At 62.6% G+C, this 26,876-nt stretch carries 20 protein-coding genes; 17 read left to right on the top strand and 3 right to left on the bottom strand.

The features are described 5' to 3' along the window. Nucleotides 1-211 precede the first annotated feature (211 nt). The 3 genes from nadE to NUV99_10075 all read left to right on the top strand — a co-directional run bounded on the left by nadE (nucleotide 212) and on the right by NUV99_10075 (nucleotide 4,026). Nucleotides 212-943 (top strand): NAD(+) synthase, encoded by a 732-nt coding sequence (gene nadE / locus NUV99_10085; GenBank protein MCR4420446.1) that lies wholly within the window; start codon nucleotides 212-214, stop codon nucleotides 941-943. Nucleotides 944-1,265: 322 nt separating this feature from the next. Next, nucleotides 1,266-2,447: a trypsin-like peptidase domain-containing protein gene (locus NUV99_10080; protein ID MCR4420445.1), complete on the top strand. Its 1,182-nt coding sequence runs from the start codon at nucleotides 1,266-1,268 to the stop codon at nucleotides 2,445-2,447. A gap of 121 nt (nucleotides 2,448-2,568) precedes the next feature. Next, the gene (locus NUV99_10075) at nucleotides 2,569-4,026 is read left to right on the top strand and encodes an amino acid permease (GenBank protein MCR4420444.1); all 1,458 of its coding nucleotides are present in this window, start codon (nucleotides 2,569-2,571) and stop codon (nucleotides 4,024-4,026) included. A 22-nt stretch (nucleotides 4,027-4,048) separates the two neighbouring features. On the opposite strand, the gene NUV99_10070 is transcribed toward NUV99_10075, so the two are convergent. Further along, nucleotides 4,049-5,098, bottom strand: coding sequence for a 3-isopropylmalate dehydrogenase (locus NUV99_10070; GenBank protein ID MCR4420443.1), 1,050 nt, complete (start codon nucleotides 5,096-5,098; stop codon nucleotides 4,049-4,051). 66 nt (nucleotides 5,099-5,164) lie between these two features. Further along, nucleotides 5,165-6,388: a peptidoglycan DD-metalloendopeptidase family protein gene (locus NUV99_10065; GenBank protein MCR4420442.1), complete on the bottom strand. Its 1,224-nt coding sequence runs from the start codon at nucleotides 6,386-6,388 to the stop codon at nucleotides 5,165-5,167. A 210-nt stretch (nucleotides 6,389-6,598) separates the two neighbouring features. On the opposite strand from NUV99_10065, the gene NUV99_10060 reads away from it, so the two are divergent. The 10 genes from NUV99_10060 (at nucleotide 6,599) to NUV99_10015 (ending at nucleotide 18,577) form a co-directional block, all read left to right on the top strand. Next, nucleotides 6,599-6,964 carry a hypothetical protein gene (locus NUV99_10060; GenBank protein MCR4420441.1) on the top strand — a complete coding sequence of 122 codons (366 nt, stop codon included), beginning with the start codon at nucleotides 6,599-6,601 and terminating at the stop codon, nucleotides 6,962-6,964. Nucleotides 6,965-7,121: 157 nt separating this feature from the next. Further along, nucleotides 7,122-7,373 (top strand): hypothetical protein, encoded by a 252-nt coding sequence (locus NUV99_10055; protein MCR4420440.1) that lies wholly within the window; start codon nucleotides 7,122-7,124, stop codon nucleotides 7,371-7,373. A gap of 55 nt (nucleotides 7,374-7,428) precedes the next feature. Further along, nucleotides 7,429-8,172, top strand: a complete 744-nt coding sequence (tatC, locus tag NUV99_10050) for a twin-arginine translocase subunit TatC (protein MCR4420439.1) — start codon at nucleotides 7,429-7,431, stop codon at nucleotides 8,170-8,172. A 138-nt stretch (nucleotides 8,173-8,310) separates the two neighbouring features. Beyond that, entirely contained in the window at nucleotides 8,311-9,459 is a 1,149-nt protein-coding gene (locus NUV99_10045) for an aminotransferase class V-fold PLP-dependent enzyme (protein MCR4420438.1), read from the top strand. Between the two features lie 313 nt (nucleotides 9,460-9,772). Then, nucleotides 9,773-11,113 carry a magnesium transporter gene (gene mgtE, locus NUV99_10040; GenBank protein ID MCR4420437.1) on the top strand — a complete coding sequence of 447 codons (1,341 nt, stop codon included), beginning with the start codon at nucleotides 9,773-9,775 and terminating at the stop codon, nucleotides 11,111-11,113. A 12-nt stretch (nucleotides 11,114-11,125) separates the two neighbouring features. Next, the gene (locus NUV99_10035) at nucleotides 11,126-11,719 is read left to right on the top strand and encodes an ANTAR domain-containing protein (protein MCR4420436.1); all 594 of its coding nucleotides are present in this window, start codon (nucleotides 11,126-11,128) and stop codon (nucleotides 11,717-11,719) included. 196 nt (nucleotides 11,720-11,915) lie between these two features. After that, nucleotides 11,916-13,250, top strand: a complete 1,335-nt coding sequence (locus tag NUV99_10030) for a glutamine synthetase family protein (GenBank protein ID MCR4420435.1) — start codon at nucleotides 11,916-11,918, stop codon at nucleotides 13,248-13,250. A gap of 159 nt (nucleotides 13,251-13,409) precedes the next feature. Next, entirely contained in the window at nucleotides 13,410-14,987 is a 1,578-nt protein-coding gene (locus NUV99_10025; GenBank protein ID MCR4420434.1) for an FMN-binding glutamate synthase family protein, read from the top strand. A 231-nt stretch (nucleotides 14,988-15,218) separates the two neighbouring features. After that, complete coding sequence (gene glnA / locus NUV99_10020) at nucleotides 15,219-16,550, top strand: type I glutamate--ammonia ligase (GenBank protein MCR4420433.1); 1,332 nt, start codon at nucleotides 15,219-15,221, stop codon at nucleotides 16,548-16,550. A 305-nt stretch (nucleotides 16,551-16,855) separates the two neighbouring features. Continuing rightward, entirely contained in the window at nucleotides 16,856-18,577 is a 1,722-nt protein-coding gene (locus NUV99_10015; protein MCR4420432.1) for an NAD+ synthase, read from the top strand. 47 nt (nucleotides 18,578-18,624) lie between these two features. Here NUV99_10015 and carA read toward each other — a convergent pair whose 3' ends face one another. Continuing rightward, nucleotides 18,625-19,704, bottom strand: a complete 1,080-nt coding sequence (gene carA / locus NUV99_10010; GenBank protein ID MCR4420431.1) for a glutamine-hydrolyzing carbamoyl-phosphate synthase small subunit — start codon at nucleotides 19,702-19,704, stop codon at nucleotides 18,625-18,627. 871 nt (nucleotides 19,705-20,575) lie between these two features. Here carA and nifV point away from each other — a divergent pair. The 4 genes from nifV (at nucleotide 20,576) to glnA (NUV99_09990) (ending at nucleotide 26,567) form a co-directional block, all read left to right on the top strand. Further along, nucleotides 20,576-21,820 (top strand): homocitrate synthase, encoded by a 1,245-nt coding sequence (nifV, locus tag NUV99_10005; protein MCR4420430.1) that lies wholly within the window; start codon nucleotides 20,576-20,578, stop codon nucleotides 21,818-21,820. A gap of 116 nt (nucleotides 21,821-21,936) precedes the next feature. Next, on the top strand, nucleotides 21,937-23,364 hold the full coding sequence (locus tag NUV99_10000; protein MCR4420429.1) for an aspartate ammonia-lyase: 1,428 nt from the start codon (nucleotides 21,937-21,939) through the stop codon (nucleotides 23,362-23,364). Nucleotides 23,365-23,700: 336 nt separating this feature from the next. Next, nucleotides 23,701-24,993 carry a [FeFe] hydrogenase H-cluster maturation GTPase HydF gene (gene hydF / locus NUV99_09995; GenBank protein MCR4420428.1) on the top strand — a complete coding sequence of 431 codons (1,293 nt, stop codon included), beginning with the start codon at nucleotides 23,701-23,703 and terminating at the stop codon, nucleotides 24,991-24,993. A gap of 137 nt (nucleotides 24,994-25,130) precedes the next feature. After that, on the top strand, nucleotides 25,131-26,567 hold the full coding sequence (gene glnA, locus NUV99_09990) for a type I glutamate--ammonia ligase (GenBank protein MCR4420427.1): 1,437 nt from the start codon (nucleotides 25,131-25,133) through the stop codon (nucleotides 26,565-26,567). Nucleotides 26,568-26,876 lie beyond the last annotated feature (309 nt).

Genomic DNA, 26,876 nt, shown 5'->3' with positions numbered 1-26,876 from the left:
TCGGCGAGGTGACAGTACGAACGGGGAGCACCCGGTACCGCCCGTGGGAAAGTGGTGATAACTCAGCCGCTAGTGTTCTTGACAAGCCTGAGTCGAGCCCGATATAATGCCGCTAGTCAAGGTGGGGGAAAAGAGGGGTCCGACAGGCGGCCGCCTGGCAAGGACCTCTTTCTTTTCCCGGTCTAGAGCTAACGGATGGGGGGATCCGGGGATGACCTCCGAGGTGGCCGACCTGGCGGCCAGATTGGTAGAATGGCTCAGAGAGCAGGTGGGGGCGGCCGGGGCCAGGGGCACGGTCGTGGGCCTGAGCGGAGGAGTGGATTCCGCCGTAGTGGTGGGCCTGTGTCAGCGGGCCTTCGGCGACAACAATCTGGCTCTCATCCTTCCCTGTCACAGCGACCCCCAGGATACGGAGGATGCGGTCCTGGTGGCGCAAGCCTTCGGCGTACCCTACCATACGGTGGTGCTGGACGGCGTGTACGATATGCTGTTGGAGCTCCTCGACCCCGGTGGTATCGAGAATCCCCGGGACCTGGCGGCGGCCAACCTCAAGCCCCGCCTGCGCATGCTCGCCCTTTACTACTTCGCCAACCGCCGTAACTACCTGGTAGTCGGGACCTCCAACCTCAGCGAGCGCACCGTGGGCTACTTCACCAAGTACGGGGACGGCGGGGTAGACCTCTTGCCCCTGGGTAATCTGGTAAAGCGGCAGGTGCTTGAGCTGGCGGCCTACCTCGGCGTTCCGGAGCGCGTACTGCGCAAGCCCCCCTCCGCCGGGCTCTGGGCCGGCCAGACCGATGAGGGAGAAATGGGCCTGACCTACGCCGAGCTGGACGCCTACCTGTTGAGCGGCAAGGCCCGCCCCGAGGTAAGGGAAAGGATAGCCCGGCTGAGCCGGGCCAGCGAGCACAAACGCCGCATGCCTCCGGTGGCACCCGCATAGGCCCTATCGTCGGCCGGGTATCCCTGGTTTTCGCCGGCAGCCCTGGTTTCCCCGGGCACCTGAAGCGGGCCGGGCACCGAACTCGCGCAACTGAGGGCCGGGCCTAAGCCGCGCCGGAAATCATCCGTGGCCTCCGGCCCTCTTCCGGACTTGCCCTCGCCGAGCTCGGTACCCGGCGCGGTGCCAATATGTCCAGAGAGCACCCGGTACCGCCTGCCAGCCCAAGATAACTAGGGTCGGTCGGTTCTTGACCGTCCGGTGACCCGGTGGTATATTGGGCTTGCAGGATCGGGGGAAGAAAGCCAGGAGAGGAGGGACGAGAATGCGATTTGCAGCCGAAAACCGAGTATCAGGGGCGCTGGCCGTTCTTCTGGTGCTGACCCTGGTGTTAACCGTCGGCTTCCTGCTGGGCGGGTGCAGCCAGCCTGCCGCCTTGGCCGACAATCCTCCGCCGCCGGCATCCGATTCCGCTTCTTCCGGTGGGAGCGGTACCGCCGTGGCGGCCGTGCCGCCCGGAGTAGGCCCCAACACCATTGCCGATATCGTGTCTAAGGCCGGCCCGGCGGTAGTCAAGATCGACACCATAACCCGGGTTGGCGGGTCCAATCCCTTCTTCAACGATCCCTTCTTCCGCCGCTTCTTCGGGGTTCCTTTCCAGCTCGGACCCCAGGTGCAGCAAGGAGTGGGGTCGGGCTTTCTGATTTCTGCCGACGGTTATATACTCACCAACGAGCACGTGATCGATCAGGCTCAGGAGATCAAGGTCACTGTAGCCGGGTATGATACTCCCTTCGAGGCCCGGGTGGTAGGTTCGGATTACGACCTTGACTTGGCGGTTTTGAAGATCGACGGGCCGCGGGCCTTCCCTTACCTGGAGCTGGGAGACTCGGACGCGGTGCGGGTAGGGGAATGGGTGATTGCCATCGGCAACCCGTACGGGCTGGACCACACCGTGACCGTGGGAGTGATCAGCGCCAAGGGGCGGCCGGTACCGGTGGAAGATCGCCTGTATGAGAATATGCTCCAGACTGACGCGTCGATCAATCCCGGTAACAGCGGCGGCCCGCTCCTAAACCTTCAGGGCAGGGTGGTGGGCATTAACACCGCCATCAACGCCGAGGCGCAGGGGATCGGCTTTGCGATCCCTATCAGTGCCGTAAAGGGAGCAATTGAAACTCTTAAGACCAAGGGTCAACTCGTGCGGCCTTGGCTGGGAGTGGGCATTTACGACGTTACGCCTGACGTAGCCGAGTACTTCGGCCTGGGCCGCGTTGAAGGGGCCCTGGTGGATTCGGTGGAGAGCAACAGTCCTGCTGCCAAGGCGGGCCTGCGTCGGGGAGATATAATCCTGGAGTTCAACGGCCAGAAGATAACCGATGCCGACACTTTGGTCAAGGCCATCCGGAGTACAAAGGTAGGCCAGCAGGTGAAGATAAAAGTATGGCGTCTGGGCAAGACCATTGAAATCACTGCAGTGATTGCCCAGAAGCCTGCGGAACGCTAGCGCTGGAATCCAAAATAATGCCCCCGCTCCGCCGGCCAGACTAGTATACGAAGAACGTCATCCGGCGGTAGAGGGGCGAGGAACGACGGGTAGCTGGAGAGCGTTATTCCGGGTCAAGCCGCTGGAGGAAGTCCTGGCCGAGCGGGGAGAGCAAGGCCTGCGGCGGCGGCTTGGCCCTTTTGATTTGGTATTCTTGGGAGTAGGGGCCATCATCGGCACCGGCATTTTCGTTCTCACCGGCGTGGCCGCCAGCCGCTTTGCCGGGCCCGGGGTCATCATTTCCTTCGCCCTGGCCGGGGTGGCCAGCGCCCTGGCCGCCCTGGTGTACGCCGAACTGGCCTCCATGGTGCCGGTGGCCGGCAGTGCCTATACCTACGCCTATGCCGCTCTGGGCGAGTTGGTCGCCTGGATAATAGGTTGGGACCTGATCCTGGAATACACCGTCGCCGCGGGCGCGGTGGCCATAGGCTGGGCTGGGTACCTGGCCAGCTTCCTGGAAGCCGCGGGTGTGGCGCTGCCTGCCTGGATGTCCGCGCCTCCGGGGGCCGGAGGCGCGGTTAACCTGCTGGCCTTGCCGGTGGTGGTATTCGTGGCCGCCGCCCTCACCTGGGGTACGCGGTTGTCCGCCAGCACCAACAATCTCGTGGTTTTGATCAAACTGGCCGTAGTGGTCGTTTTCCTCGCCGTGGGAGTCTCGAGGGTTAACCCTTCCCTGTGGGTACCCATGTTTCCCTACGGTCCCGCCGGGGTAATTACCGGTGCCTCCATAGTGTTCTTCGCCTATATCGGCTTTGACGCCGTTTCCACTGCTGCCGAGGAGGTTGCCAACCCCCGTCGGGACCTTCCCCGGGGCATTCTCGGCTCTCTGGCCCTGTCGGGGACGCTGTACGTGGCGGTGGCCGCCGTCCTTACCGGAATGGTGAGCTGGCGGGAGCTCAACGTGCCTTCTCCGCTGGCCTACGCCCTGGCGCGCCACGGCCTGGCCTGGGCCTCGGCGCTCATATCCGTGGGAGCCATCGCCGGCCTGACCAGCGTGATTATAGTCGACATGTTCGGGCAGACCCGGGTATTCTTCGCCATGGCCCGGGACGGCCTGCTGCCCCGGGTGTTCGCCCGGCTTCATCCCCGCCACCGTACCCCGGTACTAACCACCTGGCTAACCGCAGCCGCGGTGTTTGCCATCGCCGGGTTCCTTCCTATAGGGCTGGTGGCCGAACTGGCCAATATAGGCACGCTGGCCGCCTTTGTGCTGGTCTCGCTGGGCGTGATGGTACTGCGGCGGGCAAGGCCGGACCAGCCCCGGCCTTTCCGGGTGCCCTGGTTCCCCTGGATTCCTTTGGCAGCCATGGCCTCTTCCCTCTACTTGATGGCCAACCTCCCCGGGGTCACCTGGATCCGCTTCGCGGTATGGCTGGGGTTAGGGCTGGCGGTATACTTCCTGTACGGGCGCCGGGCGAGCCGGTTGGCCGGGGTCCCCGCCCGCTGGGGCTGGGTACCCCAGCCTGCGGCCAAACCGCTGCCGGAAAAAGAAGACGGGCAAGCCGGCCGCCTGCCCGCTCCCGACAAGGGAGGAAAGTAAGCCGTAGGTAGGCCATAGGTTCCTAGAGATAGCTTACCACCAGGTCCCCCACTTCGGAGGTGGTATAGCCCATCTGTCCGGCGGCCAGGCTTTTCAGGTGATCCCGGCAGACCCGCATGACCGCCTCTTCCACCCTCCGGGCCGCCTCCTCCTGGCCGAGGTTCTCCAGCATCATGGCTCCGGCGCAGATGGCCGCTAAGGGGTTAATCAGGTTCTTGCCCGCGTACTTGGGGGCAGAGCCGCCTATGGGCTCGAACATGGAAACCCCCTGGGGGTTGATGTTGGCCCCGGCGGCGATGCCCATACCTCCCTGGATTATGGCGCCCAGGTCGGTGATGATGTCTCCGAACATGTTGTCGGTGACGATTACGTCGAACTGCTCCGGGTTCTTGACCATCCACATGCAGGCGGCGTCAACGTGGGCGTAATCCTTGGTTATGTCCGGGTATTCTTCGCCCACTTCGTAAAAGGTGCGCTGCCAAAGGTCGGAGGCATAAGTAAGGACGTTGGTCTTGGCTACTAAGGTGAGTTTCTTCTTGCGGTTCCTCCGCTGGCAGTATTCAAAAGCGAAGCGGATGCACCGCTCCACCCCTCGCCGGGTATTGATGGACTCCTGAATGGCCACCTCTTCCGGGGTTCCCTTTTTGAGAAACCCTCCCGCTCCGGCATAAAGACCTTCGGTGTTCTCCCTGACCACTACGAAGTCTATGTCCTCGGGCCCTTTATCCTTTAGGGGGGTATCCACTCCCGGATACAGTCTCACCGGCCGCAGGTTGACGTATTGGTCGAGCTTGAAGCGCAGCTCCAGCAGGATACCCTTCTCCAGCACCCCGGGCGGAACCTCCGGGTGGCCTATGGCCCCCAGATAGATGGCATCGAAAGTCTTCAGCTCTTCCAGGGCCCCCGCGGGCAGGGTCTCTCCCGTGCGCAGATAGCGTTCTCCGCCGTAGTCAAAGGTTTGGAACCGGAGCCGGAAGCCCAGCTTCCCGGATACGGCCTCGAGCACCTTCATACCCTCTCGAATCTGCTCCGGGCCGGTGCCGTCGCCCGGTATCACCGCTATGCGGTACACATGCTTGCCTCCTTTGCCTTGCCGGATATGGTTGCCCGGATTTCTATTCTATCGCTTGGCGACCTGCTAGCGCAAATAGCTCCACGGGCTGACCGGCTCGCCGCCTTCGCGGACGTCAAAGTGCAGGTGCGGTCCGGTGCTCAGGCCGGTGTTGCCCACCCGGCCGACTTCCTGTCCCTGTTTTACCTGCTGTCCCTCCCCGACGCTGATCCGCGAAAGGTGGCCGTAGGTGGTGGTCACGTTACCGCCGTGGCTGATTACCACCGCGTTCCCGTACCCGCCGTACCAGCCGGAAAAGATGACTTCACCCTCGGCCGCCGCCACCACCCGGGTTCCGGTAGGCGCCGGGATGTCGATCCCGGAATGGAAGCGTCGCCCGCCCAGGATCGGGTGTATTCGCCAGCCGTAATCGGAGGACACGCTATAGTATCCGGGCACCGGCCAGGCAAACCGGCCGCCTACGAAGGGGGTCTTGCCGCGCTGCCCCTCGAGTTCCCTTATCTTGGCGGCCAGCTTGCGGGAGGCCTCTTCCTCTGCCGCCAGCGCTCTTTCGGCCCGGCGCTTCTCCTCCTCGGCTTGGGCCCGCAAGGCCGCCTTTTCCTTCTGGTGACCCTCCAGAGTCTGCTTTTGCGTTTCGGTCTGACCTTTTAACGAGGCGATTCGTGCCTTCCTGGCCTCCAGGTCGGCCTTCCTGGCGGCGATGTCCTGCCGTCTGACCTCCAGGTCGGCCTTCCTGGCCTCCAGATCCCGGCACCGTGCTTCCAGATCCCGCACCAGCTCGGCGTCGTATTCCGCGATCTTCTGCACCAGGTCGAAACGCACCAGGAAATCGGTAAAGCTGGCCGAACCCAGCAATACTTCCAGGTAGTCAAGGGAGCCCTGCTTGTACATGGACCGGAGGCGGTCCATGAATATCTCTACTCTTTCCTCGTAGGCCGCCTGGGCCTCGGCGAGTTCCTTCTCCGCCCGCGCCAGATCGGCCTCTGCCTGCTCCAGCGCCTGTTCCGCCTGTTGCAGTTCCACCTCGGCCGTAGCCAGGGCCTGCTCCAGTTCCGCCAGCTTGTCCTCCGCCTGCTCGATCTTCCGGTCGAGTTCGGCCAGCTGGCGGTTCAGATCCTTGATCTCGCTCTGCTTCTCCGCTATGTAGCGCCGGTACTGCTCTATCTGCCGGCTTACCTCTTCCTGGCGTTCCTTGAGCTCGTCCAGCTCGCCGGCCCAGCCGGTGGCCGTGGTCAGCAAAACCAGTATGCCCAATACTGCCATCAGAATCCGCATACCTTTTGAAAACATGCGGTCATGCCCCCACCCCGTGGAACGCTGACTGTTGAAGGTAAGTTTCGACAAGAAATGGGGGATTTCCTTCCCCGTATCCGGTTGCGAACCGACTTTTTACCCGCCGTGTGCCTTTGCCGGCCGCACGGGCAGAGAAAGCCCTTTTCCCGGTTTCGGCACCTTTGCCTCCGGCAGGCCATAAGTTGAAAGCACGGGAGGTGCTGAAAGATGGAGGAATTGACCGCATTGCTGGTGGTGGCCCTGTTTGCCGAACGGCTGGTTGAGGCACTGAAGATGGTGCTGGGTTCCATGGTGCAGGGCTGGCCGCGCCCGTACCAGGAGAGCTTTTGGAGGCTGCTGGGGCTCTTCTGGGGGGTACTGCTTGCCGTGGCTCTCAAGGTCAACCTTTTTGTAATCGCGGGTCTCCCCGACGCCAACCCCGTTTTGGGTGCCCTGCTGGCGGGGCTGTTCGCCGGTATGGGGACCGAATGGGTGCACCAGCTGTTAACCAACCTGCCGCGCCTGTCTGCAGAGGCACGCCGCCTGCGTTTGCTGACCGGTGCCGACGGAGCCGGGCGGAAGCGGTCGGACTAGAGGGGGATGGGGGGTGGCCGGACCGCCGCGGCCCGATAATCCCGCGCCCGGGCCGAAGCCGCCCCGGCGCCCCGTGCCATCCTCGGCAGGGGCCCTCGAAGCGGGTAGCCTTGGCTTGGAACGGGGACCGTGGTAAAATAGCCCCGAGGGGGAAGCCATGTACGACCCGTACAGCTATCTGCCGGAACACTTTGCCCAGGCCGTACGCGAGGGGCGGCTGCACGTGTACTGCGAGTTCTGCGCGCGGCGGCGCAAAACCTCCTGCCTGGCCCTTACCGATCCGGTGAGCATTTGGGAACGCGGCGAGTGCTGGGCCTATACCGAGAAGCACCGGGACGTACTCCTGGCCGAGAAGGCGGTGCGCGAGTACGCTCTGCGCAAGCGCCGGCTTCTCCTGGCCAGGGCCTAGTGGCCTCGGGTAAGAAGAGGAGAAGGGGCAGGGGTTCCGGGCGGGGGTGCCGCAATTGAGCCGGAGAAGTGAAATGACCCTGATGGAGCATCTGGAAGAACTGCGGCGCGTCCTGGTGGTGTCCGGGATCACCCTGGGGGTCACCACCGGTATTGTCTACGGATTCTTCCGGCAGGAACTCATGGCCTGGGTGACCTCTCCCTTGGAAAAGTATCACGTCCCGCTGGTCTATATAGGGGTGGGGGAAGCCTTCCTCACGCAAATAAAGCTTTGCCTGGCCGCCGGGTTCGTCCTCGCCTTGCCGGTCATCCTGTGGCAGGTATGGGGATTCATCGTCCCCGCGCTCAAACCCGAAGAGCGGCGCACGATCGGCGCCGTCGTTTTTTTTTCGGTGCTGCTCTTCCTTGCCGGCGTGCTTTTCGCCTACTTTGCCGTGTTCCGGTTTGTAGTCCGCTTCCTCATAACCATTGCCGGGCCGGGCCTAACCCCGATGTTTTCCATCGGTCATTACATCTCGTTCCTGGTCAGTTTCCTGCTCCCTTTCGGGCTTTCTTTTGAGCTGCCTTTGGTCATGTACCTTCTCAGCCTCTGGGGGATATTGGGAGAGGACTGGCTGGTCAGGAACCGCCGCTACGCGATAGTGATCGTCTTCATATTGGCCGCGGCCCTGACCCCCGGTCCGGACGTGATCTCCCAGCTCTGTATGGCCGGGCCCTTGTTGATACTGTACGAGGTCAGCGTCTGGGTGGCGCGCCTTGCGGTCCGCCAGCGAAAGGCCTCGGAAGCCCGCCAGATCTAGCCCGACCGCCGTGCGATAATCCGCGGTCGTCTACTGCTCCCGCCGGTTCTTTCCCGCCCGGCACTTTTTCTTACATGTTCGTCCTCCTGATTTACTTATTACCCGAGGAGAATAATATAGACCTCGGGTGGTTCGGTTATGGGTATCTATTTGGACAATGCCGCCACGTCCTTTCCCAAACCCGAAGCGGTTTACCGGGCGGTATTAGACGCCATGCGTAGGGTGGGGGCCAGCGCCGGCCGAAGTACTTACCGCCGGGCTCTGGAGGCGGAGCGCCTGGTTTTTGAGGCCCGCTTGGCCCTGTGCCGGCTGTTCAACATCGCCGACCCCACACGTCTGGTGTTTACGGCCAACGCTACGGAAGCGCTTAACCTGGCCCTAAAGGGATTCCTGCGCCCGGGTGACGAGGTGGTCACCTCTTCCGTGGAGCATAACGCGGTCTGGCGACCGTTAAAGGTTCTGGAGAGAACACGGGGCATAGTGGTTACCGCCGTGCCCTGTCAAAAGGACGGAACCCTGCCCCTGGAAGCTCTGGAGAAAGCACTGGGGCCCAGGACTCGCCTGGTGGTGCTCACCCATGCCTCCAACGTGGTGGGCACCCTCCTTCCGGTAGCCGAGGCGGGCCGGCTTACCCGGCCGAGGGGTATCGTGTTCCTGGTGGACGCCGCCCAGACCGCCGGGGTCTACCCCATTGACGTGGAGGCCATGAACATCGACCTCCTGGCCTTTACGGGCCATAAGGGGCTCTTGGGTCCCATGGGCACGGGCGGGCTCTACGTGCGGGAAGGCGTGGAATTGGTTCCCCTCAAGGAAGGGGGTACCGGGGGCCAGTCCCTGCTGGAGGAACAGCCGTCCACGCTGCCGGAACGCTACGAGGCCGGCACCATGAACGTGCCGGGACTGGCGGGTCTGAAGGCGGGGGTGGAGACCCTAGTGGCCGAGGGTGTGGATAGGGTAAGGAAGCGGGAGAAAGAGCTCACTGCCTACGCCCTGCAGGAACTCGCGAGCATACCGGGCCTCGTGCTCTACGGGCCGGGCGAGGCCGAACGCCAGGTAGGGATAGTCTCCTTCAACCTGGAGGGTCTGGAAGCCGACCGGGTAGCCCTCCTTTTGGACCGGGTCTACGACATTCAGGTGCGGGCGGGATTGCACTGCGCCCCTCAGGCGCACCGCACCATAGGCACGTTGGAGCAGGGTACGGTGCGCGTGGGTTTGGGCTATTTTAACCGGGAAGGCGACGTGAAAGCTCTGGTAAGGGCCTTGAGAGCCTTGAGGGCAGCGAACTGAGCGGCGGCATCGTGCCTTTTCTTCTCGCCCGGTTCCCCGAGGCTCGCTTTGCCTGCCCTCTCCACCCGCCCACCCCTCTGGGTTATCCCCGAATTCGGCTGACAGTGCTGATTTCCCCGAGCAGGCCGGAACCGCGCCGGGCAATTCCCATCCCATGTTTTTCCGAGTCGGGGAGACCGCGCGGGCCGGGAAAGGTCGGAGCCGCCGGCACCGGATAGGGCTACCGGCCCAGCCTTTGCGTTGACACGAGGAATTCCCTGGTGTTATATTGGCGAAAACGGGCACCAATAGAGAACGGGGGGAGGTGAAGAACGTGCTCGAACAGTTGCGCGAACTGGTTGCCGGAAGGGACGTAGAGGGGATAAGGAATCTGGCGGCGCAGCTGCTGCCTACCGACCTGAGCGCCATCCTGGAAGAGCTGGAGCCGGCGGAGCGGGCGTTCGCCTTCCGGTGCCTGCAGAAAGATCAGGCCATCGCCGTGTTCGAGAACCTGAACAGCGAGCAGCAGCAGGATTTACTGGCGAACCTGCACAGCGGCGAAATGATTCACATATTGGAAGAGATGAGCCCGGACGACCGTACCCGCCTGCTGGACGAGATGCCGGCCAAGGTTACCAAGCGCATTCTGGAGCAACTGACACCCGAAGAGCGGGAGATTTCCGCCCTGCTTCTGGGATATCCGCCTCGGACCGCCGGCCGCATAATGACCCCGGACTACGTGAGCCTGCACAAAGATATGCAGGTAGGGCAGGCCCTGGAGAAGATACGCCAGGTGGGGCTCCAGAAGGAAACCATCTATACCTGCTACGTCACCGACAGCGAGAGGCGACTGGAGGGCATAGTGAGCCTTCGTGACCTGGTGTTGAGCGACCCCGACCGGACGGTGGAAGAGATTATGGACCGCCGGGTGGTGGCCGTGCACACCGAGGAAGACCAGGAGGTAGCGGCCCGGCAAATCCAGGAGTACGACCTGCTGGCGGTGCCGGTTCTGGACCGCGAGGGGCGTCTGGTGGGTATCGTTACCGTAGACGATGCGGTGGACGTGCTGGAGGAAGAGGTATCCGAGGACTTTCAGCGCATCATGGCCGTGGCCAAGGTAACGGAGCGGGGGTGGGAGAGCTACTTCGACCTGGGGGTTTTCTCCCGGCTGCTGCGTCGGCTCCCGTGGCTGGTGGTGCTGCTGGTGGCCGAGGTGGTGTCCGGTAATATTATCGGGCTTTACGAGCACGCGCTGGAAACCGTGCTGGTGCTGTCGCTCTTCATCCCCATGATCATGGCCACCACGGGTAACGTGGGCTCCCAGACTACCACCCTGATCGTGCGTTCCATGGCTACCGGAGAGCTGGACCGGAAGGCCCGCCGGCAGGTGGCCGGAGAGATAGTTACCCTGATTTCTCTGGGAATCATGCTGGGAATCGTCGCCTTCGGGATAGCCGTGGCCATGGCCCGGGACCTGCGCGTCGCCCTGACCGTGGGGCTGACGCTGGCGGGGGCGGTGAGCAGCGCCGGGCTGGTGGCCATGTCCTTGCCCTTCCTCTTCCGGTTACTGCGGCTCGATCCCGCAGTAGCGTCGGCTCCTCTTATCTCGACCATCGGCGACGCCGTGGGGCTCCTGCTCTACTTTAACGTTGCCCGGCACCTTTTCGGCTCCTAGGCCGGGCGGTGGATGTGGTGGTCACGCATGCACGGCGCGCGGCTCATCTTGGCCGACCCAGATGAAGCTACCCGACGAGAGATCAGAGAGGCAGTGCAGCGTTACGGGTACTTGGTTGTAGGGAGCGTTGGAGACGGACGCAGTGCCGCCCAGCTCATCTTTCAACGGGAGCCGGAGGCAGCGGTAATCAGCTGGCAACTGCCCTTGCGGAGCGGCCTGGAGGTAGCCCGGGTAGTGGAGGAGCAAATGGTATGCGCGGTAGTCCTTACTGCCGAAGAGCTCAACTGGTTTGTGTTGGAAGAGGCTCGGGAGGCGGGAGTGCAGGCTCTTTTGCCCAAACCGCTGACCGAACAAGTGCTGATTCCCGCTCTAGAGATTGCTATTTCTACTTTTAGGCGCTACCGAGAGGTGGCGCTCCAGAACCGCAAACTAAGAGAAGAACTAGAAACCCGGCGTTTGGTGGAACGGGCAAAGGGTTTGCTCATGCAAACGCGAGGCTGGAGTGAGGCAGAAGCCTACGCCTTCTTGCGACGGGCAAGTATGAATCGCGGGCTACCACTGCGGAGGGTGGCCAGGGCGGTACTGGAAGGGCATCTTGGAACTTGAGGTCCGTGTTCAGCCCTGCTGCCGAGAAATATACTGTATACATTATTGCCCCCTCTTTACTTTTTCCTAAGGTACCGGTAGAATTGGTCCCCGGGAAAACGGGATAGCGGGTGCAGGGAGGGCAAGGGCGTCCTCGCCGGCAGACTTGAGCTGCCCAAGGGCAGCTTTTTTCTTTCCCCAAATGGAGGCTGCGGTCATGGGTAGTAAGCAGACGCAATTGGAGGTTCTCGAAAGGGTACAAGAGAATAACGTGAAGTTCGTGCGGCTGCAGTTTACCGATATCTTCGGCGCCTTAAAGAACGTAGCCATCACCGTCGAGGACCTGCCACGGGTGTTGGAGGAAGGCATGCTATTCGATGCCTCGGCAGTGGGGGGGATAGCCTCTCACCTTCAGTCCGACATGGTGCTTCGGCCCGATCCCACTACGTTTGTGGTCTTCCCTTGGCGGCCGCGCGATGGGGCGGTGGCCCGCCTCTTGTGTGATCTGCACACGCCCGAGGGCCAACCCTTCCCGTTGTGCTCCCGTTGGGTCCTCCGGCGGGTGCTGGAAGAAGCGTGCGGTCAGGGGATAAGGTTTCTAGTGGCCGCCGAGGCCGAGTTCTTTCTCTTTCAACTGGATGACCGGGGTCACCCTACAACGGTAACCCATGACCTTGCGAGCTTTTGCGATCTTACTCCGGTGGACCTTGGCGAGAATGCCCGGCGGGATATGGTGCTTACCCTTCAGGAGATGGGCATTGGCACTGCTTCTTCGCACCACGAATTGGGCCCCGGCCAACACGAAATCGCCTTGAGGCTGACCGAGGCCTTGCAGGCCGCCGACCAGTTGGTCACGTTCAAGTTTGTGGTGCGCACCATCGCCCAGCGGCACGGGCTCCACGCGTCTTTCATGCCCCAACCTTTGTCCGGAGCAAACGGTTCCGGCCTCAACCTCGGGTTGCAGGTTTGGCAGGGGGACCGTAACCATCTATGGGATCCTTATGGAGAGTGGGGGCTGAGTGCGGCAGGACGCCGTTTTGTCGGCGGGATACTGAGGCATGCTCGGGGTGCGGCCGCCTTGACCAATCCCTTGGTGAACTCTTATAAGCGTCTGGTGCCGAGCGATACCGCCCCTACCTATGTGGCTTGGGGGGAGGAAGGTCGGAATACCATCGTCCGTCTTCCTGCCCGTCGGGGGATAGATATGAGGATAGAGGTCCGCCATCCCGACCCTACCTGCAATCCCTATTTGGCCTTGGCGGTGCTGCTGAGGGCGGGATTGGCGGGCATGCACCAGGGTGTGGAGCCTCCGCCCCCGGTATCGGAGAAACTGTACCCTGCAGAAGGCGGCGGGCTTGGGCAACCGGGCGCGGTCTGCCTTCCCCGTACCCTGGAGCAGGCCCTGGCGGCCATGCAGGAGGATGATCTGGTTCGGCAGACTTTGGGTGATACTCTCTTCGAACTGTACTACCAGACCAAGGCGGGAGAATGGGAGCGGTTTATTGCCGAGGTCCATCCTTGGGAACTCCAAGAATATCTGAAGGCCTACTGAGGGAGGCGGTAAGAAAATTTCAGGGTAAGAGAGGAACCGAATGAACGGAACGGCAGAAAGGGTGTGCCGGTTTAGGGAAGCCCAGGACGTTTCGAAGTTGGTGGGCGCTATGAAGGGTGAAAAGCCGGAGAGTAGAGTAAGGGACAGGAGGTTGATAAGATGAGCTACAGCCCGGGTATCAATGCTAGCGAGGCCACCCGTACTTCCCGAAGGACCAAAGGCGACTGGTGCCCGTTTAGCGGCATGTGCGTCACCTGCCTGGATGGGTGCGTGGGCTTCTGCGAGATCGGCAAGTCAGCCGTGCGGGGCAAAGAGGTAATCTATCCTCAACCCTTCGGGCAGATAACCTCTGCCGCCCAAAAGGATTACCCCGTAGACTTCTCCCACTTCAATATCATGGGTAGTGCTACCGGCGCCTATGGCATAGATGCGGACAGCGACAAGGCGGTCTTTCCGGCGGTGAACCTGGAAACCCGCTTGGGGAACCAGGGAGACCTTCGTCTCAGGCTGCCGATAGTGATAGCGGCCATGGGGTCCACCGACGTGGCTGCCCGCAACTGGGATCATCTGGCGGCCGGCGCCGCGCTCTCGGGAGTAGGATTGGCTATCGGCGAGAACGTTTGCGCCATGGACCCTCAGTCTGAGATAAGAAACGGGCGGGTGGTACATTCGCCGAACTTGGCACGGCGGGTCGAGGCTTTCCGGCGGTGGTACCGGGGCTATGGCTTTATAGCCGTCCAGGCTAACGTAGAGGACAGCCGTTTGGGAGTTCAGGAGTACGCCATTGAAAAGCTGGGTGTGGAAGTTGTAGAACTTAAATGGGGTCAGGGTGCCAAGGACATTGGCGGTGAGGTCAAGCTGGGCACCCTTGAGCGGGCGCTGGAACTAAAGAGCCGGGGCTACATTATCCTGCCCGACCCGGAGGACCCCCAGATCCAGGCGGCCTACAGGGCCGGGGCCTTCCGGGAGTTCGAGCGGCACTCCCGCATCGGCATGGTGGACGAGGAGGCCTTCCTTGCCCGGGTGGAGGAGCTGCGGCGGGCCGGGGCCAAGTACGTTATGCTTAAGACCGGCGCCTACCGGCCGGCCGACCTGGCCCGGGCGGTGAAGCTGGCCTCGCTGGCCCGGTTAGATCTTTTGACTGTGGACGGCGCCGGGGGTGGAACTGGTATGAGCCCGTGGCGCATGATGAACGAATGGGGCATCCCCACGGTATACATCGAGTCCTTGCTGTACCGCTATTTGGAGCGCCTCGCTGCCAGGGGACAGTATATTCCGCCCGTGGCCATTGCCGGCGGGTTCACGCTGGAAGACCATGTCTTCAAGGGGCTGGCTCTGGGCGCGCCCTATGTGAAGGCGGTGGGCATGGCCCGCGCGCCGCTGGCCGCCGCCATGGTGGGCAAGACCATCGGGACCCGCCTTAAGGAGGGCAAGGTTTCCAACGAATACAAGGCTTATGGTGAGACCCTGGAACAGGTATTCGTGCTGGCCCAGGAAGTCAAGCAAATGGTGAGAGATGCCTTTGAGGAGTTGCCCGTGGGTGCCATCGGCGTTTATACCTACTTCGAGCGCGTGGCTCAGGGACTGCGGCAGTTGATGTGCGGTGCCCGCAAGTTCGCCCTGGAGTACCTGAGTCGAGACGACCTGGTGGCCCTCACTCGGGAGGCGGCCGAGGTTAGCGGTATTGCCTACGTCATGGATCTGGACGCGGCGGAGGTCGATCGGATCCTGGGTTAGCCGGGCTTGATTTCTTCCTCCTTTTCAGGGGCTGGCGGCGCCCTGCTTCCTCGTCGAAGAACCACATGGCGTAACCTCGGACCAGGTGGAGGTCGAGATGGCGAGGGCGGTATGCACGCCCTTGTGTCGCTGGTGGTGTGGACACCGGCCATATGAGCCCTCGGCCTCACCTCGGTTCGAGGCGTGTTATAATAGCTTCGATAAGGGCTGGCAAAGGAAGGGGACTAGGCCATGGGAGAAATGACTGCAGAACAGGTAAAGGAGGTTGTGCGACGGAGGAACGTACGGTTCATCCGGTTACAATTCACCGATATTCTCGGTGTGCTTAAAAACGTGGCTATTCCGGTGGAGCAATTGGACAAGGCGTTGGCAGGGGAGCTCATGTTTGACGGCTCCTCGATAGAGGGATTTGTTCGCATCGAGGAGTCGGACATGTACCTGCGTCCGGACCCCAACAGCTTCGTGGTTTTCCCCTGGCAGCCGTATGACGGCGCCGTTGCCCGCTTCATCTGTGACGTATATAACCCGGACGGCACCCCCTTTATCGGTTGCCCGAGGGCCAGGTTGCGGCGGATGCTGGAAAAGGCCCGGGAGATGGGGTTCGCAATGGACGTGGGGCCGGAGGCGGAATTCTTCCTCTTCCACACCGACGCCGAAGGCAAACCCACGCTGATCACTCACGACCAGGCCGGTTACTTCGACCTCACGCCGGTAGACTTGGGCGAGGAAGCGCGACAAGAGATTGTAGTAATGCTACAGCAAATGGGTTTTGAAGTAGAGGCCTCCCACCATGAGGTGGCTCCGGGACAGCACGAAATCGATTTCAAGTACTCCGAGGCCCTGGAAATGGCGGACATGGTAATGACCTTCAAGTTCGTCGTAAGGACCCTCGCCCAGCGCCACGGGTTTCACGCCACCTTTATGCCCAAACCCATCGCCGGGATTCCGGGATCGGGCATGCACCTCAACATCTCCCTGCGGCGGGGAGATGAGAACGCCTTTTTCGACCCCTCTGCCCCGGATCAACTCAGCGTGGTGGCGCGCCATTTCATCGGCGGCATGCTGAAGCACGCCCGTGCTCTTACCGCCGTAACCAACTGCACGGTCAACTCTTACAAGCGGCTCATCACCGGTTTTGAAGCTCCGGTGTACATCTGCTGGTCCTACCAGAACCGCAGTCCCCTGATCCGCATCCCGGCCAAGAAAGGGCCTTCCACCCGCATCGAGTACCGCAGCCCGGATCCGGCCTGCAATCCCTACCTGGCCTTTGCCGCCTGCCTGGCCGCGGGGCTGGACGGGATCGCCAATCGCATCGAGCCGCCGCCGCCCTTCGACGGCAACGTGTACGAGCTAACGCCGGCGGAGCGGGAGCGCTACGGAATCGGGCTCTTGCCCGGAAGCCTGGCGGAAGCGTTGGAAGAGCTCAAGAGAGACGAAGTGGTCACGGACGCCCTGGGCCCGCACGTGGTTCGGCGCTTCATCGAGGCCAAGGAACTGGAATGGAAGGAGTACTGCGAGACCGTTCACCCCTGGGAGATCACTCGTTACCTCACCAAGTTCTAGCAAGTGCGAGGCGGTTACCATTAAGAAGATTTAACCGGCCAGGGTCGGCACTAAGAATTTGCTGGCCGTGGACCCGGGCGCAATGCCAGTAAAGGGCTGAGGCGCCTTCGCGCTGGAGAAGGTGGCCCGCTACCCGCTGGCGAGACCGCACCCACATATCGTTGACGGGTGGCCCAGGGCGAGCGGGTTGTTTTCGTGAAGCCCAAGACGGGGAGTGGGTCGTAAATGCGGTGCTTCTAGGCTCGAAGATGAGGAGCCGAGTGGGCGACCTCGCGCTAGGCAAGGCGCAAGGGAGGGAATGTACAGTGAGGTTGGCGTTGGCCCAGATCAACTCCACGGTAGGCGACCTCGAGGGCAACCGAGACAAGATCCTAAGCATGGTGGAGCAGGCCCACGGACTGGGCGTAGACCTTCTGGCGTTTCCCGAGCTGTGCCTAACCGGCTACCCCCCCGAGGATTTGCTGTTGAAACCGCAGTTCATCCTGGACAATCTCAAGGTCCTGGCGGAAATTATCCCTAGGTGCCGCGGGCTCACCGTAATCTTGGGGTTCGTGGACCAGGACCAGGACATTTACAACGCTGCGGCCGTCATCCACGACGGCCAGCACCAGGGTACCTATCGCAAGATGTTCCTGCCCAACTACGGCGTTTTTGACGAGGAACGCTACTTCCGGGCGGGGCGGGAAATCTCGGTCTTTTCCCTTGGCGAGGTGAAGGTAGGGGTAAACATCTGTGAGGACGTGTGGTATCCGGAGGGCCCCCACCACTTTCAGGCACTGGCCGGTGCGAGCCTAATTGTAAACCTCAACGCCTCGCCCTATCATGCGGGTAAGAGAGAGCAGCGGGAGAAGATGCTGGCCACCCGGGCCCTAGACAACCGGGTGATAGTGGCCTACGTGAACACGGTGGGCGGTCAGGACGAGCTGGTTTTCGACGGCCAGAGCTTCGTGGTGGACCCGGAAGGGCAGGTAATCGCCCGGGCAGGCGCCTTTAGGGAAGAGCTTCTGGTGGTAGACCTGCACCCGGAAGCGGTATTCCGTACCCGCCTGCACGATCCCCGGCACCGAAAGCAGCCGATTCTTCCGGAGGCCGCAGACGCGGGGGTGAACCTGGTGGTGCTCGGGGCCGAGCCGCGCCCAGGCCAGAAGCCGCGCGTCGAGCCCCGGGTTGCCCCGCCCCTTTCCGAAGAGGCAGAGATCTACGCCGCCCTGGTGGTCGGCACACGGGATTACGTTCGCAAGAACGGGTTTACGAAAGTACTCTTAGGGCTTAGTGGCGGCATCGATTCCTCGCTGACGGCGGCCATCGCCGCTGATGCCCTGGGTCCGGAGAACGTCATTGGAGTGCTGATGCCCTCCCCATACACTTCACAGGAATCGGTGGAGGACGCACTGGAACTTGCCCGCAACCTGGGCCTGCGTACCCTGACTTTATCGATTAACGAACTTTTTTCCACGTACCAGAGCGTGCTGGCCGATCCTTTTCGTGGACGGGAGGGGGACGTTACCGAAGAGAACATCCAGGCCAGGATAAGAGGCAACCTGCTCATGGCCCTTTCCAACAAGTTCGGCTGGTTATTGCTCACCACCGGCAATAAGAGCGAAATGAGCGTGGGCTACGCCACGCTTTACGGTGACATGGCGGGCGGCTTCGCGGTGCTGAAAGACGTGTTTAAAACCAAGGTTTACGCCCTGGCCCGCTACCGAAACAGTCTGGGTCCGGTGATCCCCGAAAGAGTGCTCACCAAAGCGCCCAGTGCCGAGCTCAAGCCGGACCAGGTGGACCAGGATACTCTTCCGCCCTACCCGCTACTGGACGCCATCCTGGAAGCCTACGTGGAGCAGGACCTGCCCTACGAGGAAATACTGTCCCGGGGTTTCGACCCGGAAACAGTGAAAAGGGTAATCTACCTGGTGGACCGAAGCGAGTACAAGCGTCGGCAGTCCCCGCCGGGGGTGAAGATCACTCCTCGAGCCCTGGGCAAGGATCGGCGCATGCCCATTACCAATCGCTACCGCGGGTTTTAGTCTTGCCACCCCGTCCAATTATCTTCCTCCTGCCCGGTTGGCTGCGATCAGCCCTGGAGCCGGGACACAAACTCTTGGAACAAATAGCGGTTCTCCTCGGGGCCGGGGCCGCCCTCGGGATGGTACTGTACGCCGTGTATCGGTAGCTCCCGATGGCGGATACCCTCTACTGTTCCGTCGTTGAGGTTGAGATGGGTTATCTCTGTTTCGGGAGGCAGGCTTTCCTGTGCCAGAGCGTAACCGTGATTCTGCGCGGTAATATACACTCTGCCGATAAGCAGGTCCTTAACTGGATGGTTCGAGCCCCTGTGACCGAACTTAAGTTTGTAGGTGTCTCCACCTAGGGCCAGACCTAGGATCTGGTGCCCGAGGCAGATGCCGAACAGCGGTAGACCGGAGTATGCCAATTCTCGGGCGGTAGCAATGGCTTCGGGCACGTCCTTGGGATTGCCGGGCCCGTTGGAAAAGAGCACACCTTTGGGAGAGTAAGCCAGGATCTCGGCTGCCGAATAGAAGCTGGGCACGACGACCACGTCAAGGTCGTAGCCTTGAAGCTCCTTGAGTATGTTGAGCTTAACTCCCAGATCAACCACCACCACGCGGGGACCAGGACCGGCCAGATGATAGGGCTGAGAAGTAGTCACCCGACGTACTAGGGAAGGTCCGCCGAAGGGGGTGGCCTTTACTTCCTGCACCAGCTTCTTAGGCTCAGCCACTTCCTCCGGCTCAGTAGTGATGAGCCCACGCATGGTTCCGTACGTTCTTAGCCTGCGGGTAAGCGCCCGCGTATCGAGGCCCGCAAGACCGATAATCCCGTGACGGGCCAGGTATTCTTCCAGGGTCTCCTGGCACCGCCAGTTGCTTGGTTCCGCGCAGGCCTCGCGTACTATCAGACCCTGTACCCAGGGCCGGCGGGACTGGTCATCTTGATCGTTAAGGCCGTAATTGCCGATCAGCGGATAGGTCATGGTGACGATTTGGCCGGCGTAGGAAGGGTCAGTCAGCACCTCTTGATAGCCGGTCATACTCGTATTGAACACCACTTCGCCAAAGGCACGGCCCATGGCCCCGAAGGCCTGGCCGTCAAATACTGTACCGTCCTCCAGTACAAGGACACCTAGGGTCATGCCTTATCCTCTCCTTGCCGCTCGTCGCAAGAGGTGCCCCCCGCTTCCCCTTCGGTGAACACTCTTGCAAGATTTCTAGCGCCTGGCCGTTTTCTCACGGCTCACCACCAGCGAAGCGGTACCGGGCGCAGTACCGAGCCCGCAGCACAGTTTATCAGAAGCACTCCGCCTTCGCAAGCCCGGGCGATGGTCGGGCGAATTTTCTGCTGCCCAGAACTCGGGGATAGCCGGCAATCAGAGCTCCTGATCGGGACAGGAACACGTGCCGTCTACTAGCTGGTGTATCCCCAGTTTGTCTCGGGGGAGTGCTGGTTTGCCCCTCGTACCGGTCGCTTAGCCGACCGAACTAGGGTTCGACCTTCGCGCTTCGGCCGGCTTCCCGCGCAAGAACCCGTCCATGGCGCCGGCGCGGCTCCGGCCATCCTTGGCCTCCGACCGGCCTCCGCGCTCGCTCTCACCTAGTTCGGTACCCGGCACGCTTTAGGTACTCGGGCAAAACCAGCACTCCCCTCGAAAAAGTGGGGATCCGTCAGGTCTACTAGGGCTTGACACGAGCCCTGAGGCCCAAAGCTGTTGACGCTCCTCAGGGAGCCATGTTATGATATCGGTGGCCAGGTGAAGTCGGGCAAAGAGGCCCGGCAAGCAGGCAAGGAGGCCGCCGGTAGCAGGCTCGCACCGGCGGTTTTTCACTGCTGGGGCAATGGTGCTCGTGGGCGTGAGGGGGGGCCACGTCGACCTCCTGCCGAAGGTCAAGCTCGAGAATGACGATGGCCGTGCGCAATCTGCACTGCCGAGCAAAGCGAGTGGCCCTATGCGCCCGAGCGAGCCTACGGTAGGTTCGGGACCAGAATGCACTGAGGGGGGACGTCTCATGAACGTGCCGGTCTACATCTGTGACACCACGCTGCGCGACGGCGAACAGACCGCAGGGGTGGTCTTCTCCAATCACGAGAAAATCCGCATTGCCCGCATGCTGGCCGAAGTCGGGGTGCACCAGATAGAGGCCGGTATACCGGTCATGGGCGGGGACGAGAAAGAGGCCATAAAGCAGATAGTGGATGCGGGCCTCAACGCCAGCATCATGGGGTGGAACCGGCCGGTAATCGAGGACATCAAGCATTCCCTGGACTGCGGTGTGGACGCGGTGGCCATCTCCATCTCCACCTCGGACATCCACATCGAGCACAAGCTGCGCAGCACGCGCGAGCGGGTCCTGTCGGACATGGCCGCGGCCTGCGAGTTCGCCAAAAAGCACAACCTGTACGTTTCGGTGAACGCCGAGGACGCCTCCCGCTCGGACATGGACTTCCTGCTCAAATTTGCCCGCGTGGCCAAGGAAGCCGGCGCCGACCGGCTGCGTTTCTGCGACACCGTGGGGTGTCTGGAGCCCTTCACCAGCTACGAGAAAGTCAGGGCCATCATCGACGAGGTAGGCATCGAAATCGAGATGCACATGCACAACGACTTCGGCATGGCCACGGCCAACACCCTGGCGGGGCTAAAAGCGGGCGCCACCTACGCCGGGGTCACGGTCATGGGCCTGGGCGAGCGGGCGGGCAACGCCGCCCTGGAGGAAGTGGTCATGGCCCTGAAGCACCTGTATGGCGTGGATCTGGGCTTCAAGACCGAGCGTTTTAGGGAGATCGCCGAATACGTGGCCATGGCCTCCGGCCGCGAGCTGCCGGCCTGGAAGGCCATCGTGGGCACCAACATGTTCGCCCACGAGTCCGGCATCCACGCCGACGGGGCCCTCAAGGATCCGCGCACCTACGAAGTCTTCTCGCCCGAAGAAGTGGGCCTGGAGCGCCAGATCGTCATCGGCAAGCACTCGGGCACAGCGGCCCTAAAAGCCAAGTTTACCGAGTACGGCATCACCCTTACCGATGAGGACGCCGCCGCCCTGCTGCAGCGTGTGCGGGAGGCGGCGGTGGAGCTCAAGCGCTCGCTGTTCGACAAGGAGCTGATCTACATCTACGAAGACTACCTGGAGCACTGTTCCCGGGAGAGCCGCGCCCTTGTGAGCTGGGCGGGTCGCGCCCTCGGGAAGGATTTGCAACGGCGAACTGGGTTCTCGCCGGAGGGGAGGCACCAAATAATAAGGTTAAGAGGTTCGTGAGAGGGAAACAGGATGCCGGCGGAGATCGACGATTCGGGGGGGCCGGTCGTGGCGGCACGGTTCGCGGACGAGGTTGTCTACGAACCGCCGAGACCGCTGAAGGAGATGATCCGGGTTTGCGTTTGGAGAAGGACCTGCTGGGCATGGTTCCCATCTCGGAAGACGCGTACTACGGCATCCATACCCAAAGGGCTAGGGAGAACTTCGCCGTGTCCGGATGGCCGGTGCATCCAGAGCTGATCTGGGCCCTGGCCCTGGTGAAGAAGGCCGCCGCCCTGGCCAATATGGAATTAGGGTTGCTGGAAGAGCGCGTGGGCCGAGCCATAGTGCAGGCGGCGGAAGAACTGGCCCAAGGGCACTGGCGCGAACAAATAGTGGTGGACGCCTTCCAGGGCGGAGCCGGCACCTCTACCAACCTGAACGTCAACGAGGTGCTGGCGAACCGGGCCATCGAGCTGCTGGGAGGCAAAAAAGGCGACTACTCCCTGGTTCATCCCATAGATCACGTGAACCTAGGCCAGTCCACCAACGATGTCTATCCCACTGCCCTGCGGGTGGCGGCCATCAAGCTGGTGCGAGACCTGGCCCGGTCCCTGGCCGGACTGCAGGGGGCTTTGCAAGAGAAAGAAAGGCAGTTCGCCGGCCTGCTCAAGGTGGGCCGCACCCAGCTTCAGGACGCCGTCCCCGTAACCCTGGGGCAGGAATTTGCCGCTTGGGCGGAGGCCGTGGCCCGGGACTGGTGGCGGCTGTACAAAGCCGAGGAGCGGCTGCGCCAGGTGAACCTGGGCGGAACCGCGGTGGGCACGGGGCTTAATGCCAGCCGCCGGTACATCTTCCGGGTGATCGAGATCCTGCGGGAGCTTACCGGCTTCGGCCTGGCCCGGGCGGAAAACCCGGTAGAAGCCACCCAGAACGCCGACCTCTTTGCCGAGGTTTCCGGCCTGGTCAAGACCGCGGCGGTGAACCTGGCCAAGATCAGCGGCGATCTGCGGCTGCTTTCCTCCGGCCCCAAGGCGGGACTGGCGGAGATCCGGCTGCCGGAGGTGCAGGCCGGCTCCTCCATCATGCCCGGGAAGGTGAACCCGGTGATTCCGGAGATGGTTACCCAGGTGGCCTACCAGGTCATGGCCGCGGACGTGGCGGTGAACCTGGCCGCGGCTTCCGGGCAGTTGGAACTAAACGCCTTCCTGCCTCTGGTGGCCCATAATCTCCTGCATTCTATGGAAATGCTGGCCCGGGCGGCGCGGCTGCTGGCCGACCGGTGCATACGCGGCATTGAGGCCGACGCGGGCCGCTGCGCCGAACTGCTGAACCGGAGCCAGGCCTTGATTACCGCCTTCGTGCCCTATCTGGGCTACGAGAAGGCCACCGAGCTGGCCCGGCGGGCGGCGGCGGAAGACCGGCCGGTGACCGAGCTGCTGCTGGAAGAGGGGCTGTTTACTCGGGAAGAAGTCGAGGCGGTGCTCCGGCCGGAGGAACTGACCACCCCGGGGATCGCCGGGATCGGCAAGCTCAGGCGGTTTCTGGAGCACCCAGGCCACTGAAGTCAACCCCGGGCTACCCTGAGTTATCCCCAGTTTGCCCTAGGCGGTACCGGGTGCTCTCCGTTCGTACTGTCACCTCGCCGACCGAGCTACGGCTCGGTCTTCGCGCTCCGGCAGGCTCCCGGCGGAGGCGCCGTCCGTGGCGCCCCGCCGCTTCGGCCGTCCATGGCCTACGGCCTGCCTTCGTGGTCGCCCTCGCCTGGTCCGGTTCCCGGCGAGGTGCCAATGTACTCAGGAGAGCACCCGGTACCGTCCGCCAACGTGAAAGTAGGGTGGTTCCGGATCCCCGGACCCGCTCAAAGCAAAACGTGAATACGCCAGGGCAGGTGATTCCTCATGACCCTTAACGCCACCCCCAGGGGAGAAAGGCTACACATCGCCCTTTTCGGCCGGCGCAACGCCGGGAAATCCAGCCTCATCAACGCCCTCACCGCTCAAGAGGTGGCTATCGTTTCCGACGTCCCCGGCACCACCACCGACCCGGTGGCCAAGGCCATGGAGTTGCTTCCCCTGGGCCCGGTGATGATCATCGATACCGCCGGCCTGGACGACGTGGGTCCCCTGGGAGAGCTGCGGGTGCAGCGCAGCTTGGCCGTGCTGGGCCGCACCGACCTGGTGCTTCTGGTAATCGATCCGGGCCAGGGAATTGGCGAGTACGAGCGGGAGGTGGCCCGGCGGGCGGCCGAAACCGGGGTGCCGGTTATAGGGGTGGTCAACAAGATCGACCTTTACCCCGAGGCCGCGGCCCGGCCCTGGGATCAAGAGCTGGATTTGCCCTGGGTGGCGGTAAGCGCCCGGCGGCGGGAAGGCATCGACCGGCTGAAAATGGCCCTGGTGCGGCACGCACCCAGAGACTGGGCCCTGCCCACCATCGTGGGCGATCTCATTCAGGCGGGGGACCTGGTAGTGCTGGTAATCCCCATCGATAAGGCGGCTCCCAAGGGCCGGCTGATCCTGCCCCAGCAGCAGGTGATCCGGGACGTACTGGAACACGACGCCGCGGCGGTGATGGTGAAGGAGCGGGAGTTGCGGCACGTATTGGCCGGCCTCGGCCGGCGGCCGGCCCTGGTGGTCACCGACGCTTCCGCCTACCTCAAGGCGGCGGCGGACACCCCGGCCGACGTGCCCTTCACCTCCTTTTCCATTCTCTTCGCCCGCTACAAGGGCGACCTCCTCACCCTGGTGGAAGGAGCCAAGGCGGTGAAGGGGCTTCGTCCCGGCGACCGGGTGCTGATCGCCGAGGCCTGCACCCACCACCCGGTCCAGGACGACATCGGCCGGGTGAAGATCCCCCGCTGGCTGCGCCAGACCGTGGGCGGCGACCTGGCCTTCGAGGTGGTAGCCGGCGGCGGCCCCCTGCCGGACAATCTGGGCGATTATAAGCTGGTGGTGCATTGCGGGGCCTGCATGCTTAACCGCCGGGAGATGCTCTACCGCCTGCTCCAGGCCCGCCAGGCCGGGGTACCGGTGGTTAACTACGGGGTGATCCTGGCCTACATGCACGGGGTGCTGAAGCGGGCGCTTTCCCCTTTTCCGGCCGCCCAGGCCCTCCTAGAAGAGGGAACGGAACTGGAGGACGAGCTGGCCCTGCTGCGGCAGGCCCGGCGCATGCCAGAAGGCTGGCATTGACAGGGTTGCCGGGGGCTGCTAGAATGTAGCCAAAAGCGGCAACGGGGCCGCTAGAGAGGGCAACGAAGCCCGTGGGCGGAAATGGTTCGCCCCGGGCTTTTCGTTTTTAAGTGAACAGCTGAAGGAGGCCCAAAGCGATGAAGCCAGAGGATGTATTTGCCCTGATCGAGAAGGAGAAGGTAGTCTTCGTGGACCTCAAGTTCAACGACCTGCCCGGGGTGTGGCAGCACTTTACCGTCCCCGCTGGCGAACTCATCCATCAGCCGGACCTGACCGAAAACGGCATTTTCCGGCAGGGGATCGGGTTTGACGGCTCGAGCATCCGTGGGTTTCAGGAGATCCAGGAGAGCGACATGATCCTCATCCCCGACCCGAACACCGCGGTCATCGACCCGATTACGAGCGCCCGCACACTCAGCTTGATCTGCGACGTGTACGATCCCCTCACCCGCAAGCCCTATTCCCGCGATCCCCGCTACGTGGCCAAGAAGGCGGAGGAGTACCTCAAGAGCACCGGCCTGGCGGACGCCAGCTTCTGGGGGCCGGAAATGGAATTCTTCATCTTCGACGACGTCCGCTTCGCCCAGAACGTGCACTACGGCTACTACTTCGTGGATTCCATCGAGGGCGAGTGGAACACCGGCCGGGAGGAAAACCCCAACCTGGGCTACAAGCTGCGCTACAAGGAAGGCTACTTCCCCGTTCCGCCCCACGACTCCTACCAGGACCTGCGCGGCGAGATGGTGCTCACCCTGATGCAGGCTGGCGTCGAGGTGGAGATTCACCACCACGAGGTGGCCACCGGCGGCCAGGCGGAAATCGACATGAAGTACGACCGGCTCACCCGCATGGCCGATAAGTGCATGATGTACAAGTATATCGTGAAGAACGTGGCCCGCCGCCACGGCAAGGTGGTTACCTTCATGCCCAAGCCCCTGTTCGGGGATAACGGCTCGGGCATGCACACCCACCAGTCGCTGTGGAAGGGCGGGAACAACCTCTTCTACGACCCCAAGGGCTACGCCTCCCTGAGCGAGCTGGCCCGCTACTACATCGGAGGGTTACTCGCCCACGCGCCGGCGCTGATGGCCTTCTGCGCCCCCACCACCAACTCCTATAAGCGGCTGGTGCCGGGATTTGAGGCGCCGGTCAACCTGGTGTACTCCATGCGCAACCGCAGCGCCGCCGTGCGCATCCCGGTCTACAGTGATAACCCCAAGAGCAAGCGCCTGGAGTTCCGGCCTCCGGACTGCTCCTGCAACCCCTACCTGGCCTTTGCCGCCATGCTCATGGCCGGGCTGGACGGCATTGAGCGCCGCCTGGACCCCGGACCGCCGGTAGACAAGAACACCTACGACCTTTCACCGGAGGAGGCCGGAAAGTTGCGCGTGCTGCCCAAGTCCCTAGAGGAGGCCCTGGAGGCCCTGGAAAAGGACCACGAGTTCCTGCTCAAGGGCGGGGTCTTCACCCGGGACGTGCTGGAGGTCTGGGTGCGCTACAAGCGGGAGAAGGAGATCCTGCCCATAGCTTTAAGGCCGCACCCCTACGAGTTCCACCTTTACTTCGACCTCTGATCCGCCCTTTTTCGGCCGGTCAACCGGGTTTGGTACCAGTGTATCTCCGGTTTGCCGTGGGCGGTTCCGGGTGCTCCCCGTTCGTACTGTCACCTTGCCGGCCGAGCTAGGGCTCGGGCTTCGTCCTCCGGCGGCCTCCCGGCGGAGGCGCCGTCCATGGCGCCCCGCCGCTTCGGCCGTCCGTGGCCTTCGGCCCGCCTCCGGACTTGCCCTCGCCAAGCTCAGCACCCGGCGAGGTGCCAATGTACTCCGGGGAGACCCGGAACCGCCTGGCAGCCGAAGCTGGGGATAACTCACGGTTTTATACAG

Source organism: Clostridia bacterium (assembly GCA_024653205.1).
Lineage (GTDB): Bacteria > Bacillota > DSM-521 > Neomoorellales > SLTJ01 > JANLFO01.
This window is presented reverse-complemented; position numbering and strand designations above follow the sequence as displayed.